At 72.8% G+C, this 15,415-nt stretch carries 15 protein-coding genes and 1 tRNA gene; 4 read left to right on the top strand and 12 right to left on the bottom strand.

Annotated elements, in window-relative coordinates; genetic code table 11:
• From SZ60_RS14135 to argS, 7 genes are all read right to left on the bottom strand, one after another.
• Window positions 1–553, bottom strand: a 553-nt coding sequence (locus SZ60_RS14135) for a Rho termination factor N-terminal domain-containing protein (protein ID WP_043596942.1), incomplete at its 3' end; no start/stop codon positions are given.
• 290 nt (window positions 554–843) lie between these two features.
• Entirely contained in the window at window positions 844–1,797 is a 954-nt protein-coding gene (thrB, locus tag SZ60_RS14130) for a homoserine kinase (protein WP_043596940.1), read from the bottom strand.
• A complete protein-coding gene (thrC, locus tag SZ60_RS14125) occupies window positions 1,794–2,876 on the bottom strand; it encodes a threonine synthase (protein ID WP_043596938.1) in 1,083 nt (360 codons plus the stop codon). Before thrC ends, thrB begins: the two co-directional genes overlap by 4 nt.
• On the bottom strand, window positions 2,876–4,207 hold the full coding sequence (locus SZ60_RS14120) for a homoserine dehydrogenase (RefSeq protein WP_043596937.1): 1,332 nt from the start codon (window positions 4,205–4,207) through the stop codon (window positions 2,876–2,878). Before SZ60_RS14120 ends, thrC begins: the two co-directional genes overlap by 1 nt.
• A gap of 69 nt (window positions 4,208–4,276) precedes the next feature.
• Window positions 4,277–5,707 (bottom strand): diaminopimelate decarboxylase, encoded by a 1,431-nt coding sequence (gene lysA / locus SZ60_RS14115; RefSeq protein WP_043596934.1) that lies wholly within the window; start codon window positions 5,705–5,707, stop codon window positions 4,277–4,279.
• A gap of 67 nt (window positions 5,708–5,774) precedes the next feature.
• Window positions 5,775–6,554: a DUF2993 domain-containing protein gene (locus SZ60_RS14110; protein ID WP_043596932.1), complete on the bottom strand. Its 780-nt coding sequence runs from the start codon at window positions 6,552–6,554 to the stop codon at window positions 5,775–5,777.
• Window positions 6,555–6,637: 83 nt separating this feature from the next.
• Window positions 6,638–8,299, bottom strand: a complete 1,662-nt coding sequence (gene argS, locus SZ60_RS14105; protein ID WP_043596931.1) for an arginine--tRNA ligase — start codon at window positions 8,297–8,299, stop codon at window positions 6,638–6,640.
• A gap of 64 nt (window positions 8,300–8,363) precedes the next feature.
• On the opposite strand from argS, the gene SZ60_RS14100 reads away from it, so the two are divergent.
• Window positions 8,364–8,990, top strand: coding sequence for a hypothetical protein (locus SZ60_RS14100; protein ID WP_043596929.1), 627 nt, complete (start codon window positions 8,364–8,366; stop codon window positions 8,988–8,990).
• Window positions 8,991–9,053: 63 nt separating this feature from the next.
• Here the strand turns inward: SZ60_RS14100 and SZ60_RS14095 are convergent, their stop codons facing one another.
• Together SZ60_RS14095 and SZ60_RS14090 are read right to left on the bottom strand one after the other, a co-directional pair.
• The gene (locus SZ60_RS14095) at window positions 9,054–9,881 is read right to left on the bottom strand and encodes a gamma-glutamyl-gamma-aminobutyrate hydrolase family protein (protein WP_231567177.1); all 828 of its coding nucleotides are present in this window, start codon (window positions 9,879–9,881) and stop codon (window positions 9,054–9,056) included.
• Window positions 9,882–9,988: 107 nt separating this feature from the next.
• On the bottom strand, window positions 9,989–10,708 hold the full coding sequence (locus SZ60_RS14090; protein ID WP_052505430.1) for a pyridoxal 5'-phosphate synthase: 720 nt from the start codon (window positions 10,706–10,708) through the stop codon (window positions 9,989–9,991).
• Between the two features lie 77 nt (window positions 10,709–10,785).
• On the opposite strand from SZ60_RS14090, the gene SZ60_RS14085 reads away from it, so the two are divergent.
• A tRNA-Arg gene (locus SZ60_RS14085) sits at window positions 10,786–10,860 on the top strand.
• 67 nt (window positions 10,861–10,927) lie between these two features.
• Here SZ60_RS14085 and SZ60_RS14080 read toward each other — a convergent pair.
• The 3 genes from SZ60_RS14080 to SZ60_RS14070 all read right to left on the bottom strand — a co-directional run bounded on the left by SZ60_RS14080 (window position 10,928) and on the right by SZ60_RS14070 (window position 12,866).
• Window positions 10,928–11,512 carry a recombinase family protein gene (locus tag SZ60_RS14080; protein WP_052505429.1) on the bottom strand — a complete coding sequence of 195 codons (585 nt, stop codon included), beginning with the start codon at window positions 11,510–11,512 and terminating at the stop codon, window positions 10,928–10,930.
• A gap of 105 nt (window positions 11,513–11,617) precedes the next feature.
• The gene (locus SZ60_RS14075; RefSeq protein ID WP_148053617.1) at window positions 11,618–11,833 is read right to left on the bottom strand and encodes a hypothetical protein; all 216 of its coding nucleotides are present in this window, start codon (window positions 11,831–11,833) and stop codon (window positions 11,618–11,620) included.
• Window positions 11,834–11,975: 142 nt separating this feature from the next.
• A complete protein-coding gene (locus tag SZ60_RS14070; RefSeq protein WP_043596926.1) occupies window positions 11,976–12,866 on the bottom strand; it encodes a DMT family transporter in 891 nt (296 codons plus the stop codon).
• 50 nt (window positions 12,867–12,916) lie between these two features.
• Here SZ60_RS14070 and SZ60_RS14065 point away from each other — a divergent pair, with 50 nt between their 5' ends.
• A complete protein-coding gene (locus tag SZ60_RS14065) occupies window positions 12,917–13,324 on the top strand; it encodes a hypothetical protein (RefSeq protein ID WP_043596924.1) in 408 nt (135 codons plus the stop codon).
• 151 nt (window positions 13,325–13,475) lie between these two features.
• On the top strand, window positions 13,476–15,415 hold a 1,940-nt coding region (locus tag SZ60_RS17810), incomplete at its 3' end, for a YgcG family protein (RefSeq protein WP_043596922.1).

The raw sequence follows: 15,415 nt of genomic DNA, 5'->3' as shown, positions 1-15,415 counted from the left end.
GGCGCGAGCCACGACGGCGCGACGGACGCTCGGAGGCGGCGACCGGCTCGGCCGGGGCCTGCTCGGCCGAACCCTGTTCGGTCGAACCCTGCTCGGCGGCGGGGGCGCCGACGGTGGCGGCTTCAGTGGCGGGCACCTCGACCAGAGGGGCGACACCGGTGTCGCCAGCGTTCACGTGCTCGCCGGCGGCACGGGACTCGGGAGCCCCGGCGGCGGACGTGGCACGACGCGAGCCGCGGCGGGCGCGGGTCGGTGCCTCGGCGGGCTCGGTGGCCGCCTCGACCGTGGCGGCCTCGGTGCCTTCGGCCACGGCGGTCTCGACCGAGGCCGGGACGCCGGCGTCGACGACACCGTCGAGCGTCGGCTGGGGGGCGACCTCGACCGCGGCCCCCTCGCCCTGCTTCGCCGCGATGGCGGCCACGAGGTCGCCCTTGCGCAGCTTCGAGATGCCGCTGATGCCCAGCGACGAGGCGAGGGCCTGCAGCTGGGGCAGGCGCATGGCGGTGAGTTCGGGCGTGGACGGCGCAGCGGCGCCGTTCTGGACGTCAGTCACGAGTGATGGGTTCCTTTCGCTCCCCCGCGTTGATCGGCGGGGCAGAGCTGGTCACACCTCGTGGCCTCGGACCTGCACTGATCGGGTTCGCCCCGAGGGGCTGACCCTGTGCCGGCTCTGCCCTGAACGAGCAGCTGCCCGGGATGAGCAGGAGGCCTGGGAGGTGCGGTGCGCGCCGACCAGATCGGCAGACGAGCACTGCTAGATGTGCACTACGGGATGTGCGACCCGGGGACTCGAAGACTTGTGACCCCACGCGGTAGCCCCCACGAAGAACGGCGGGGACGAAGCTAGATGCCCAGGAAATCTGAGTTTTCTACCGGGTGCGGCACCACTGTAGCACCTTTGAGATCGACGGCCAGCATCAACGGACGCCACGCGGAGACGGCGTGTTCGCGCACCAGTTCGGCGGCGAACAGGCGCTGGGCCGGGTCGCTGCCGAGCACCAGGAGCGAGGGACCGGCCCCGGAGACGACGGCCGCGAGCCCGGCGTCGCGGAGCATGCGGATGAGGGCGTCGGTCTCGGGCATGGCGCTGGCGCGGTAGCTCTGGTGCAGCCGGTCCTCGGTGGCAGCGAGCAGCAACTCGGGACTCTGCACGAGCGCCGCCACCAGCAGCGCCGACCGCGACACGTTGAACGTGGCGTCCTCGTGCGGCACGGAGGCGGGCTGCAGGCTGCGGGCGAGTTTGGTCGAGAGGGTCGACTCGGGGACGAACACCACGGGCGAGACCCCGCGGTGCACGAGCAGGCGCTTGTGCGACGGGCCGTGCGAGTTCATCCAGGCGATCGTGAGGCCGCCGAACAGCGCCGGCGCCACGTTGTCGGGGTGCCCCTCCATGTCGGTCGCCAGGGCGAGCAACGCCGCCGAGTCGAGCTCGACCGTGCCCTCGAGGAGCCCCTTCGCGGCCATGATGCCCGAGACGATCGCGGCCGCGGACGACCCGAGTCCCCGGCCGTGCGGGATGGCGTTGCGAGCCCGGAGGCGCAGCCCGGGCACGGGGACGCCGACCGAGGCGAAGGCCGCGGCGACGGCCTGCACGACGAGGTTCGACCCGTCGGTGGGCACCTGACCGGCCCCGACGCCCGTGACCTCGACCGAGACGCCGGGCTCGTCGGTCGCCGTGACCTCGAGCTCGTCGTAGAGCGAGAGCGCGAGGCCCAGCGTGTCGAAGCCGGGGCCGAGGTTGGCCGAGGTCGCGGGGACCTTGACCAGCACCGAACGCCCGACGACCCCGGAGGTCATGCAGAGGCCGGTGCGAGACCGAGCACCTCGGCCACCCGGGCCGTGTCGCTCGCGACCACGGTCGGCTGCACGTCACTGCCGTCGGGGCGACGCAGGGCCCACTGGGGGTCCTTCAGGCCGTGGCCGGTGACGGTGAGCACCACGGTGGCACCGGCGGGGATGACCCCGGCGTCCGCGCGCTCGAGCAGACCCGCCACGCTGATGGCCGACGCGGGCTCGACGAACACGCCGACCTCGGCCGAGAGGATCTTCTGCGCGGCGAGGATGGCCTCGTCGGTGATGGCGCCGAACCAGCCGTCGGTCAGGTCGCGCGCCTCGAGGGCGAGCTGCCACGAGGCGGGGTTGCCGATGCGGATCGCGCTGGCGATGGTCTCGGGGGCCTTGACGACCTCGCCCGCGACGATCGGCGCCGAGCCGGCGGCCTGGAAGCCGAACATGCGCGGCAGCTTGGTGGCGCGGCCGATCTCGAGGTCCTCGCGGTAGCCACGCGTGTAGGCGGTGTAGTTGCCGGCGTTGCCGACCGGGATGAAGTGGAAGTCGGGGGCGTCGCCGAGCACGTCGACGACCTCGAAGGCACCGGTCTTCTGGCCCTCGATGCGGTCGTTGTTGACCGAGTTGACGAGGTGCACCGGGTAGTTGGCGGCGAGGTCGCGCGCGATGTCGAGGCAGTCGTCGAAGTTGCCCTGGATCTGCAGCAGCTGACCGTCGTGTGCGACGGCCTGGCTCAGCTTGCCCATGGCGATCTTGCCCTCGGGCACGAGCACGGCGGCGGTGATGCCGGCGTGGGCGGCGTAGGCCGCGGCCGAGGCCGACGTGTTGCCGGTCGACGCACAGATGACGGCCTTGGCACCGTGCTCGACGGCCTTCGAGATCGCCATCGTCATGCCACGGTCCTTGAAGGAACCGGTCGGGTTCATGCCCTCGTACTTGACGTAGACCTTGGCGCCCGTGCGGTTCGACAGCGCCGGAGCCGGGATGAGCGGCGTGCCGCCTTCGCCCAGCGTGACGATCGGGGTGGCGTCGGTGACGTCGAGACGGTCGGCGTATTCGCGCAGGACACCCTGCCACTGGTGGGCCATCAGGCTCCTTCGACTCTCAGCACGCTCGTGACGGAGTTCACGACCGTGGCGTTCTTCAGGGCGGTCACCGTCGCGGCGAGGTCGGACTCGCGCGCCCGGTGGGTGCCGATGATCAGCGTAGCGGTGGCCACGGCGTCACCCTCGACCGTGACGCCCGGCGTCGCACCCGACGTCTGCTCGACGCTGTGGACGCTCACGCCGTGGTCGCTGAGCACCCCGGCGACCTCGGCGAGCACGCCCGGCTGGTCCGCCACGTCGAGCGTGATCTGGTACCGGGTCGACACGCGGCCGATCGGCAGGACGGGCAGGTTCGCGTGGGTGGACTCGGCGACGCCGGGGCCTCCGATGACGTGCCGTCGAGCGGCCGAGACGAGGTCGCCCAGCACGGCGGACGCCGTCTCGACTCCCCCGGCGCCGGCGCCGTAGAACATGAGGTCGCCGGCCGATTCCGCCTCGACGAAGACGGCGTTCTTGGCTCCGTGCACGGCCGCGAGCGGGTGGCTCAGCGGCACGAGCGCTGGGTACACGCGGGCGCTGACGCCCTCGACTCCCTCGTCGTCGACCAGGCGTTCGCAGATGGCGAGGATCTTCACGACGTACCCGGCCTTGCGCGCGGCGACCACCTGGTCGTGCGTGACCGAGGTGATTCCCTCGCGGTGCACGGCGGCGAGGGGAACGGCCGTGTGGAAGGCGAGGCTGGCCAGGATGGCGGCCTTCTGCGCCGCGTCGTAGCCCTCGATGTCGGCCGTGGGGTCGGCCTCGGCGTACCCCAGGGCCGTGGCCGTCGCCAGGGCGTCCTCGAGGCTCGAGCCGTCGGTGTCCATGCGGTCGAGGATGAAGTTGGTCGTGCCGTTGACGATGCCCATGATGCGCTGGACGCGGTCGCCGGCGAGGCTGTCGCGCAACGGGCGGATGATCGGGATGGCCCCGGCCACGGCGGCCTCGTAGTAGACCTGCGCGCCGACCTGCTCGGCGGCGTCGAAGAGTTCGGTGCCGTGGCTCGCGAGCAGGGCCTTGTTGCCCGTGATGACGTCGGCCCCCGAGTTGAGCGCCTGCAGCACGTAGCTGCGGGCCGGCTCGAGTCCGCCGATCAGCTCGACGACGATGTCGGCGCCGACGATGAGCGACTCGACGTCGGTCGTGAACAGCTCGCGCGGCAGGTCGACGTCGCGCGGCGCGTCGACGTCGCGCACGCCGATGCCGACGAGCTCGAGGCCGGCCCCCGCGCGCCCGGCGAAGTCGTCGCCCTGCTCGAGCAGCAGCCGCGCCACCTGCGACCCCACCGAGCCGGCGCCCAGCAGGGCGACCCTCACGTTGCGGTATTCGATCATGTCAGTCCGTTCTCGGGTGCTTCGTCGTCGGGGTGCGGTGCTCGCACGAGGTCAGGAGGCGCGGGTCGGTCAGTCGAGGCCGGCGTCGCGGGCCAGCAGGTCGGCTTCGCTCTCGCCCCGCACGATCACGCGGGCCCGACCGTCACGGACGGCCACGACGGGGGGACGCCCGACGTGGTTGTAGTTGCTCGCGAGGCTGTGGCAGTAGGCGCCGGTGGCGGGCACGGCGAGCAGGTCGCCCGGGGCGACGTCGCCGGGCAGGTAGTCCGCGAGCACGACGAGGTCGCCGCTCTCGCAGTGCTTCCCGGCCACGCGCACGAGCGCGGGCGGAGCAGAGGAGGTGCGGTTCGCGATGCGCACGGAGTAGTCGGCCGCGTAGAGGGCCGTCCGCGCGTTGTCGCTCATGCCCCCGTCGACGCTGACGTACCGTCGCACCGCGCTGCCCTCGTCGGAGGAGACCGTGACGTCCTTGATGGTGCCGACCTCGTACAGCGTGGTGCCGGCGGGCCCGACGATGACGCGCCCGGGCTCGACCGCGAGGAGCGGCACGTCGACGCCGAGGCGGAGGCACTCGGCCTGCACGATGTCGACCAGGGCGACGGCGAGGTCGTCGAGCGGGCGGGCGTCGTCGGCGCTCGTGTAGGCGATGCCGAAACCGCCGCCGAGGTTGAGCTCGGGGACCGGGCCGGTCGCGAGCAGGTCGGCGTGCACGGCGAGCAGGCGACGGGCGGCCTCGGCGAAGCCGTCCGAACCGAAGATCTGCGAGCCGATGTGCGAGTGCAGCCCGACGAACTCGAGCGAGGGCTGCCGGCGGATCGAGCCGACGATGTCGGCGGTCTCGGAGAGCGGGACGCCGAACTTCTGGTCTTCGCGGGCGGTGGCGAGGTACTCGTGGGTGGAGGCGTGGACGCCCGAGTTGACCCGGAGGCGCACGCGCTGGACGCGCCCGTGCCGTTCGGCCGCCGCGGCGACCCGGCCGACCTCGGCGGCGTTGTCGAGCACCACGGTGCCGATGCCGGCCTCGACGGTGCGGTCGATCTCGGCGAGCGACTTGTTGTTGCCGTGGAACCCCATGCGGGCCGGGTCGACGCCCGCGGCCCGGGCGACGGCGAACTCGCCGCCGGTGCAGATGTCGACGGCCATGCCCGCCTCGGCCACCCAGCGGGCCACCTCGGCCGAGAGGAACGCCTTGGCGGCGTAGTAGACCGTCGCCGTCGTGCCGATGCGAGCCGCCTCGCGCTCGAACGAGCGGACGGCCTCGACGGCCCGGGTGCGGGCGTCGTCCTCGTCGAGGACGTACAGCGGCGTGCCGAACGACGCCACGAGGTCGGAGGCGGTGACGCCGCCGAGCACGAGTTCACCGTCGGACGACCGCTGGGCCGTCGCCGACCAGACCGCCGGATCGAGGGCGTCGGCGTCGGTCGGCTCGACGAGCCAGGCAGGGGCCAGGGGGTTCGGGGACACGCGGACCTCGGGGGTTCGAAGGACGGGGAACGACATCAGAGCCTACCGACCGCCGGCGACCGTGACGGCCACGGTCGGGACGTCCTCGACGGCGCAGGCGAGGTCAGGAGCAGGAGCCCTTGGTGCCGATGCCGCTCGACGAGATCGGCAGGCCCGGTGAGGTCACGTCGAGGGTCGCCGCCGTCGACGTGACGTCGACGCCGGTGAGGGTGGTGCCCTGGGGCAGGTACTGCGCCGCACACACGTCGAAGGCGTAGCCGCCGATGAAGGGTGCGAGGTCGAGCGACACCGACGTGTCCCGGAGCGACGCCGTCGTCGGCGTGAGCGAGATGACTCGACCCTCGCTCGTGATCGAGGGCGTGGCGACGACGTCCACGGGGACGACCGTGTCGACGAGCGGGATCGTGAAGTCGCGGGCGTAGGTGACCTGTCCGTCGCCGAACGAGATCGCTCCGCCGCTCTCTTGTACGGCGGCGAGGCCGTTGACGGTCGCCGCGTCGGCGGTGACCGTGCCGGTGATCGCGCCGGTCGAACCGCTCAGGTCGGTCGGGACGTCCCGGACGTCGAAGTCGAACGAGAGCCCGCCCGACGATCCGGCGGACGAGATGGTGGCCTGGTCGATGCTGCCCTGCACGAGCTGCCAGAGCATCGAGAAACCGCCGATCTGGACGTCGACGGGGCCGGCGGCGTCGCCGAGCTGCTGCGAGATCTGCTTCTCGGCCTGGTCCTCGGCGACGGTCCGGACGACGAGGTCGGCGACCACGGCGAGGATGCCGAGGACCACGACGAGACCCACCAGCACGAAGAGGAAGATGCCGAAGCCTCGGCCCCGGCGGCGGGCGACGGGCTTGGCCTCGAAGAAGTCGGACTCGATGTCGCTCATCGGGCCATCTTGTCAGCCGGGCGGCGAGGATCGCTCACGCCGCGCCTCCTGCGGTCGAGACCGAGGAGACGCGGCGTGGGAGGTCACATGCGATCGGGTGCCGAGACGCCCAGCAGGCCGAGCCCGTTGCGGATGACCTGGCCCGCCGCGTCGTTGAGCCAGAGGCGGGTGCGGTGCAGGTCGGTGACCTCGTCGTCGCCGAGCGGCGTGACGCGGCAGTTGTCGTACCAGCGGTGGTAGGTGCCGGCGAGCTCTTCGACGTAGCGGGCCACGCGGTGCGGCTCGCGCAGCTCGGCGGCCTGGACGACGACGCGCGGCAGCTCGGACAGGGCTCCGAGCAGGGCGCTCTCGGTCTCGTGCGTGAGGAGCGACGCGTCGAACGCGTCACGCGTCACCCCGGCGGCCTCGGCGTTGCGGGCCACCGCGCGGGTGCGGGCGTGGGCGTACTGGACGTAGAAGACCGGGTTGTCGTTGCTGCGCTTGGTGAGCAGGTCGAGGTCGATGTCGATCGAGCTGTTCACCGGGCTGCGGACCAGCGAGTACCGGCCGGCGTCGACGCCGACGGCGTCGACGAGGTCCTCCATCGTGACGACGGTGCCCGCACGCTTGGACATGCGCATCGGTTCGCCGTCGCGCAGCAGGTTGACCATCTGGCCGATGAGGATCTCGAGGTTGACGCCGGGCTCGTCGCCGAACGCCGCGCACATCGCCATCATGCGGCCGACGTAGCCGTGGTGGTCGGCGCCGAGCATGATCAGGTTGCGCTCGAAGCCGCGCTCGCGCTTGTCGAGGTAGTAGGCCAGGTCACCGGCGATGTAGGCGGCCTCACCGTCGCTCTTGACGATGACGCGATCGCGGTCGTCGCCGAACTCGGTGGTGCGCAGCCAGGTCGCACCCTCGGACTCGTAGACGTGGCCGAGTTCGCGCAGGCGGGCGACGGCGCGCTCGACGGCCTTCGACTCGTGCAACGAGTTCTCGTGGAAGTAGACGTCGTAGTCGACGCCGAAGTCGTGCAACGACGCCTTGATGTCGGCGAACATGAAGTCGACGCCGACCGCCCGGAACAGCTCTTGCGCCTCGTCACGGGGCAGGTCGCGCACGTCGCCGTCGAAGGTCGCCTCGACACGCGCGGCGATCTCGGCGATGTACTGCCCGCCGTAACCGTCGTCCGGGGTGGGCTCGCCGAGCGAGCTGGCCAGGAGGCTGCGCGCGAAGCGGTCGATCTGCCCGCCGTGGTCGTTGAAGTAGTACTCGCGGGTGACGAGCGCGCCCTGGGCCTGGAAGACGCGGGCCAAGCTGTCGCCCACCGCGGCCCAGCGCACGCCGCCGAGGTGGATCGGGCCGGTGGGGTTGGCCGAGACGAACTCGAGGTCGATCGTGACGCCGCGGTAGTAGTCGCCGCGGCCGTACGCCTCGCCCTGCTCGACGACGGACCGCGCGAGCAGACCCGCAGCGGCGGCGTCGAGGCGGATGTTGATGAACCCGGGGCCCGCGACGTCGACGTCGGCGACCCCGTCGACCTCGGCCAGCTCGGCGGCGATCTCGGTGGCGAGCTCGCGCGGGTTCGTGCCGACGCGCTTGGCGAACTTCATCGCCACGTTCGATGCCCAGTCACCGTGGTCGCGGTTCTTCGGCCGTTCGAGCGCCACGTCGCCCTCGGTCACCGCCACGTCGACGGTGCCTCGGCGCTCGAGGACGCCCTGGACGACGGCGAGCAGGGACGTGGAGAGTTCGGCGGGAGTCACGAGGGTCGATCTTACCGGCAGCCACGGGGCCGACGACGAGCCCGCCGTCGGTGATGATGGGGAGATGAGCCCTGCCCCGACCCGCTCCCCCGTCGTCCTGCGCACCCTCGTCGTGACGGGTGCCCTCGCCCTGTCCCTCACCGCCTGCACGGCCCCGTCGCAGGCCGCACCGAGCGCCACGCCGACGTCACATGCGCAGGCCTCCGCGACCCCCGGCGCGACGCCGACCGCGACGCCGACGCCCGACCTCGTGAGCACCCCGTTCACGATCGACTGCGACGACCTGCTCGACACGGGCTCGCTCGCGTCCTGGTACCCGGGCTTGACGGCCGTGCCGGACGAGAGCGCGAGCGGCGACGAGAGTCGCGACGGCGGGGCCCTGCAGCAAGTGGCCGACGCGGACGGCACGACGTGCACGTGGCAGGACTCCGGCGGCGCCACCGTCACGGTCGGCGTGGCGCACTTCGACCCGGACAGCCTCGACGAACTGGCCAACGAGCTCGTCGCCACCAGCAACTCGGTGCCGACCTTCGGCGTCGAGGGCTACTTCGACACCCCGGGCGAGATCGGCACGGCCGAGGCGTTCTCGTCCCCTGCTTTCGTCGTGGCCCGCTCGACGACGTTCCTCGAACCCGGCGACGCCGAGCCGGTCGTGTCGGCCGTGCTCTCCGCACTGAAGCAGGTCGGCTGAGGGCGGGAGGCGCGAGGGCAGGCGGCGCGGGCGCGGGGGGCGCGCTCGGGTGACGGGCGCGGCCTAGGCGACCAGCGCCTCCTGGTCCGTTCGCGAGCCGGCGGACGCGGCGAGGCGCCCCGCCTCGACGGAGGCGGCCAAGGACGCCAACAGCGCCTCGAGCTGACCGACCGGGGCTCCTTTGTCTTCGGGGTGCCACTGCACGCCCACCACCGGGGCCGAGTCGTGCTCGACGGCCTCGACGGTGCCGTCGGAGGCGCGGCCGACGACGCGGAGGCCCCGGCCCAGGCGGCCGACGGCCTGGTGGTGCGCGCTCTGCACGACGGGCTCGGTGCCGAGGGCCCGGGCGAGGCGACTGCCGGGCTCGAGCCCGACGGCGTGCGGGTGCATGAGCTGATCGACCGGCGCGTCGGGGGTGCGGTGCACCCCGTCGTGGTCGTCCAGGTGCTGAACGAGGTCTCCGCCGAGGGCGACGTTGATCACCTGGTGGCCGCGGCAGACCCCGAGCAGCGGGGTGCGGCGGGCGACCGCGCGGCGCACGAGCGCGAGCTGGGCCTCGTCGGCCACGGGGTCGTGGCGGCCCTCGCCCGGGTAGCCGGGCGCGCCTCCGTAATGACGGGGCGAGAGGTCCTCGCCACCGAGGACGACGATCGCGTCGGCGTCGGCGGTCACCCGCAGCAGCTCGTCGGTGCCGAGGTCGCCCGCGGCGAGGCGCGTCGCCTGCCAGCCCGCGGCCTCGGCGGTCGCCCTCACCCGGGAGTTCATGTCGTCGACGTAGGCGTGGTACTCGGGAGCGTGCGGCCGGTGCCGCGTCACCTCGACCACGGCGAGACGCATCGAGGCGACGGTGAGGTCGCTCGGGCGGATCGACGGGGCGCGGTACGAGGTCATGCGACCATGCTGCCGTCGCGGCCGACGGCCCGCCAGGTGCGTGTCGCCGCGTTACGTCCGCGCCACGGCCTCCGTCGCGGTCGCGCCGTCGGCGCCCGCCGTGGCGGTCAGGGCCACAAGGAGGCGCGGGTCCAGCCGTCGCCGTCGCGGTCGTACCGCAGGCGCACCTGGTCGCGGCCCGTGGTGGCCTGCCAGAACTCGATCGAGGTGGGGTCCACCCGCCACGCGGTCCAGTCGTCGGGCACGAGGGTGTCGTCGGACTCGATCGCCGCCTTGGCCTCGGCGAGGCGACGACGCGTCTCGGCCTCGTCGGTGATCGGGCTGCTCTGCGGCTGCGTCATCGCGACGGCACGGGAGTCGGGGTGGCGAGCGGTGAAGTCCTTCTCGCTGACGTCGCGCGGGCCGGGCGTCGCCCGACCGAGCACGCGGACCTGACGGCCCTGCTCACGCCAGTAGAGGGTGAGGGCCACCCGGGGGTTCTCGGCGATCTGACGACCCTTCGGGCTGATCGACGAGGTGGCGAACCAGAGGGCGCCGTCGTCGACGTCCTTGAGCAACAGGGTGCGAGCCGTCACGTCGCCGTCGGACGACGAGGTCGAGATGACCATGGCGTGCGGCTGGGCGACGTCCTGGTCGACGGCCTCGACGAGCCACGCGACGAACTGGTCGACGGCGTCGTCGGCCACGTCGTCGACGTCGAAGGTGGGCAGCTCGGGGTGGAAGACCTTGGCGGAGCGGAGGCGTTCGCGCAGCGTCGGGCCGTCGGGGTCGGTGCGGTCTGAGCGGGTGCCGGTGTCGGCTCGGTCGGTGCGGGTGTCGTCGGTCACTCCCCCACGATGCACCCCACACCGTCAGGTCGTCCCAGACCGGACCGATTCGCTGCTAACCTGGACGACGTTCCCGGGCCCCCATAGCTCAGGGGATAGAGCACTGCCCTCCGGAGGCAGGGGCGGCAGTTCGAATCTGCCTGGGGGCACCACTTCTCTTCTCGAGGCCCTCTCGATGCGACGGTCCTTCGTCGCCGGTCGGACAGCGGCCCTGTCGGATCAGTCGGACTGCTGGCGGCGGGCGCGGTCGGCGTCGTCGCGCTCGAGCTCGCGACGGAGGACGCGCTCGGAGACGGCGACGTGCTCGGCGGCCTCGCGCATGCTCGCTCCCCCGGCGCGCAACTGGCGGGCGGCGTCGAGGCGGCGTCTCGAGACCGGAGGCTTCGGGGTCTGCGCCACCCGCGCCTCCTGCCGTTTGCGGGTCTCGGCGCGGTGGAGCTCGCCGCCGACCTGCTCGTCGAAGCGGGCCAGGGCGGCGGTGACGCGGAAGAAGAAGCGGCCGTAGGCGTTGAGCTCGTCGATCTGCTCGTCGATCGAGCGGAAGGCGACGCCGAGCGCGTCGAGGGTCGCCATCACGCCGACCAGCTCGGCGACCGAGCGGCCGATGCGGTCGACGTTCGTCACGACGAAGACGTCACCCTCGCGCAGGCTGCCGATGGCCTTGGCGAACTCGGGGCGGGACTGCCTGGTGCCGGTGGCGTGGTCGACGAAGACGCGGTCGCACCCGACCGCCCGGAGGCGTTCGGTCTGCCGATCGGACGACGGGTCGTCTCGCGAGATGCGGGCGTACCCGACGACGGTCACGGGGGGCCTTCCGGCGAGGCGAGGGTGGACAGAGAGGTGAGGCCCCGCCGACGGCGAGGCCTCGAGGACGTCCGCCCGGAGGCGTGCGTCAGTGGTGGATCGAACTCAACTGTAGGTGAGCGCGATCACCGCGACGTCGAGCGTGCGGTACGAACCTTCACGCCGGACGGCGGTGCGGACGCGGCCCCGCAGCACCTCGAACAACCCGTCGGACTCGTGCACGAACCCGATCACCCCGGCGGTCGGCGTCGACACGCGGTGGAATCCGTCACCCAGGGGGACGACCTCCGCTCGGGACGTGCGCTCCAAGACAGCACCCATGATGTCTCCTTCATCGTTCTCCGGCCCTCGTAACCGGGCCGTCATCGCAGCGTACCCCGCATGTGGGGTACAAGTCCCCGTGGAGTTGTCAGACTGAACCTCTGACTCGCTCCTCGGACAGACGCGAGGCCTGGGGGTCCGATCAGGCCGGCGGGGCCTCGGGCAGGGGCCCACGACGCCGGCGTCGACCGGCCGCGATCGTGACCCCGACGCTCGCCGCCGTGACGCAGGCGAGGGCGACGACCTCGCGCACCCCCAGCGCCTCGCCGAGCACGACGAGCCCGGCCAGGGCGGCCACCGCCGGCCCCAGGCTCGACAGGACGCCGAACACGCGGGTCGGCAGTCGCCGCAACGCCACCGACTCGAGGGCGTACGGGATCGCGGAGGTCAGCGCCGCCACCACCAGGAAGACCAGCAGGAGGCGCGGGTCGGCCCGGACGGCCACCGTCGCGTCGTGTGCTCCGAACGGCACCACGACGGCCGCGGCGACGAGCATGGCGGTCGCGAGGGCACCCATCGGGTCGCGACCGCGACCGAGGGCGGCGTTCGCCAGGATGTAACAGGCCCAGAACGCCCCGGCGCCGAGGGCGAGCAGCACACCGGCGATCGGGATCGAGCCGGTCGAGTCGGAGCCGAGCAGCACGACCCCGGCGAGGGCGAGGAGGGCCCAGGCGGCGTCCCACCACCGCCTGGTCTGCACGAGTGCGACGACGAGCGGACCGAGGAACTCGAGGGTGACCGCGACCCCGAGCGGCACGACGTCGATCGCGAGGTAGATGAGCGAGTTCATCCCGGCCAGGGCGAGACCCAGCACGAGCACTCCGAGCCACGTGCGGCCGGGCCACCGCCACGGGCGCGGGCGGAAGACCAGCACGAGCAGGGTGGCGCCGAACGCGAGGCGGAGCGCAGCGGCGCCCAGGGGCCCCAGGGCCTCGAAATGCGTCTTGGCGAGGGCCGCCCCGAACTGCACCGAGACGATCGCCGCGACGGCGAGCAAGGGCGACGGCACACGGCCGAGGGGGCTGGGGTTCACGGGGCTCCGGGTTCGTCACGGGGTGCGCGGCGGCACAGTACGATCGTGGCATGAGCGACGCCTTCTCCGTCATCTCGCCGGTGGTGGAGCTCTTCGGCTGGTTCGGGTTCATCGTCGGCACGCCCTTCCTCCTGGCCGGCTGGGTGCTGCGGCGCCGCGCGACCCGCCTCGAGAGCACCGTCGGCGTGGTCATCCCGCCGCCCGACTGGGCCCGCGCCGCGACCGCCCGGTGGATGGACGTCGACGGGCAGCTGCACGAGACGCAGTTCGGCGACGTCCCGGTGACGACGCCGCTCGAGACCGAGCTCACCGTGCACTACGACCCGGACCGCCCGCACCGTGCCCGCGTCCACCCTCCGCACGACGACGGACGGGCACCCCGCACCGTGGGGGTCGTGCTCTACGCGGTCGGGGCGGTCTGTGCCGTCGCGTCGGTCGGTCTGCTCTTCGTCTCCTGACCCGTCCCGTGACCGGGTCGTCGTCGACCGATCCGTGCGCACCACGACGCGGGCGGTCTGACGGGGGCCGTCGATAGACTCCCCCGCAACGAGCGAGGGGAGCGTCGTGAGCACGAGATCGACGACCGGCCGACGACCGACGAGACGAACGGTGACCACCGTCGCCGCGGCGGTCCTGGCCGTGGTGGGCACGATCACCCTCGGCGCGGTCCCCGCCCAGGCGGTCGAGCCGGTCGACCTCTCGGGCGCCTACGTGGTCGACCAGGCCGACGTGCTGTCGAGCGCGGACGAGACCGAGGTCACCGACGCCCTCGACCGCCTCTCGACCGACACCGGCGTCAACCTCTTCGTGGTCTACGTCGACTCCTTCTCCTCGCCTTCCGACCGCACGGCCTGGGGCGAGGCGACGGCGTCCCTGAACCAACTGGGTGCGAACGACGTGCTGCTCTCGGTGGCGGTCGACGACCAGTTCTACGACCTCTCGGCCGACACGTCCGTGATCCCGGAATCCGACCGGGAGGCGCTGCAGACCGACGTCGTCGTCCCCGAGCTGCGCGATGGCGACTGGGCCGGTGCCGCCGTCGCCCTGGCCGACGGCATCCGCAACGACGAGGCCGGCCCCGACCTCAGCTGGGTGCTCTGGGCGCTGCTCGTGCTGGTCCTCGTCGCGGCGGCCGTCGTCGTCGTCGTCGTGGTCCGCCGGGCACGACGTCGACGCAGCGAGTCCGACGCACAGAAGGCCCGTCAGGACGAACTCGACAAGCGTGCCGCACGGGTGCTGGTCGCCCTCGACGACGAATTGACGGCGGGCGCGCACGAGGTCGGTTTCGCGGCGGCACAGTTCGGTGACGACGCGGCCCGGCCGTTCGCCGAGGCACTCGACGCGGCCCGGGTGCACGCCCGAGAGGCGTTCGCCCTGCAGCAGAAGCTGGACGACTCCGTTCCCGACTCCCCCGAGCAACGCCGCGAGTGGACCACGCGCATCATCGAGTTGTGCGAGGCGGCCGACGCGTCGCTCGCCGAACAGTCCGCCGCGTTCGACGCGCTGCGCGAGGCCGAGAGTCGGGCGCCGCGCGACGTGGCGGCCCTCCCCGGCGAGATCGAGACCCGACGAGCCCGGCTCGCCGAGGCCCGCACCCTCATCGGCGAGCTGACCACGATCTACTCGGCGCGAGCGGTCACGTCGATCGAACAGAACGACGACCAGGCCGACCGCCTGCTCGAGTTCGCCGACGAGCGGACCGGCACGGCGACGACCGCAGTGGCGTCGTCCTCCACCTCCGAGGCCGTCATCGCCATCCGTGAGGCCCGTCAGGCCCTGGCGCAGGTCGACCAGCTCCTGGCCGCGATCGACGGGGCCGCCGAGTCGCTGCGGACGGCGGGCAGCACCATCTCGGCGATGACCCTCGACCTGCGGCGGGACATCGCCGCGGCCGAAGGCCTGCCCGACGGCTCGGCCCCGCGGGGCGTCGACGTCGCCGGCTCCGTCTCGGCCGCACGGGCCTCCGTCGCGCTGGCCGAGACGACGACCGACGACCCGCTCGCCGTCGTCGCCTCGCTCGGTGCCGCCAACGACCGCATCGACCAGGTGTTGGCCGCCGTGCGCGAAGACACCGAGAAACAGCGACGGGCCCAGGCGGCCCTCGACCAGGCGCTGCTGACCGCCCGAAGCCAGATCAGCGCCACCCGCGACTTCATCGAGACGCGTCGTGGCGGCATCGGCCCGCAGCCGCGCACCCGGTTGTCCGAGGCCGAACGACACCTGGCCACCGCGGTGTCGCTCGCGACGTCCGACCGCGACGCGGCCCTGTTCGAGGCCCACCAGGCCGTCCAGCTGTCGCAGGCCGCAGCGGCCGGCGCCGAGGCCGAGGTCTCGTCCTACCAGCAGGCGAGCCCGTTCGGCGGCGGCGTCGGCACGCGCGGGTCGGCCGGGGCCGATCTCGGCGGCATCGTCACCGGCATGCTGCTCGGTGGACTCTTCAGCGGGGGTGGCGGCGGCTTCGGCGGGGGAGGCGGCTTCGGCGGCGGTGGCGGAGGCGGCTTCGGCGGGGGCGGCGGAGGCGGCTTCGGCGGCGGGGGTGGCGGCGGCGG

The organism is Frigoribacterium sp. MEB024 (assembly GCF_000878135.1).
GTDB lineage: Bacteria > Actinomycetota > Actinomycetes > Actinomycetales > Microbacteriaceae > Frigoribacterium.
The sequence above is the reverse complement of the archived record's forward strand: the minus strand, read 5'-3'. Positions and strand labels throughout refer to the sequence as shown.

Coding starts and splice junctions, on each gene's coding strand:
- SZ60_RS14110 (WP_043596932.1), bottom strand. CDS start 6,554: ATGAGCGACATCGAGTCCGACTTCTTCGAGGCCAAGCCCGTCGCCCGC.
- SZ60_RS14095 (WP_231567177.1), bottom strand. CDS start 9,881: ATGACCTCGTACCGCGCCCCGTCGATCCGCCCGAGCGACCTCACCGTC.
- thrB (WP_043596940.1), bottom strand. CDS start 1,797: ATGACCTCCGGGGTCGTCGGGCGTTCGGTGCTGGTCAAGGTCCCCGCG.
- SZ60_RS14100 (WP_043596929.1), top strand. CDS start 8,364: ATGAGCCCTGCCCCGACCCGCTCCCCCGTCGTCCTGCGCACCCTCGTC.
- SZ60_RS14120 (WP_043596937.1), bottom strand. CDS start 4,207: ATGATCGAATACCGCAACGTGAGGGTCGCCCTGCTGGGCGCCGGCTCG.
- lysA (WP_043596934.1), bottom strand. CDS start 5,707: ATGTCGTTCCCCGTCCTTCGAACCCCCGAGGTCCGCGTGTCCCCGAAC.
- SZ60_RS14065 (WP_043596924.1), top strand. CDS start 12,917: ATGAGCGACGCCTTCTCCGTCATCTCGCCGGTGGTGGAGCTCTTCGGC.
- thrC (WP_043596938.1), bottom strand. CDS start 2,876: ATGGCCCACCAGTGGCAGGGTGTCCTGCGCGAATACGCCGACCGTCTC.
- SZ60_RS14075 (WP_148053617.1), bottom strand. CDS start 11,833: ATGGGTGCTGTCTTGGAGCGCACGTCCCGAGCGGAGGTCGTCCCCCTG.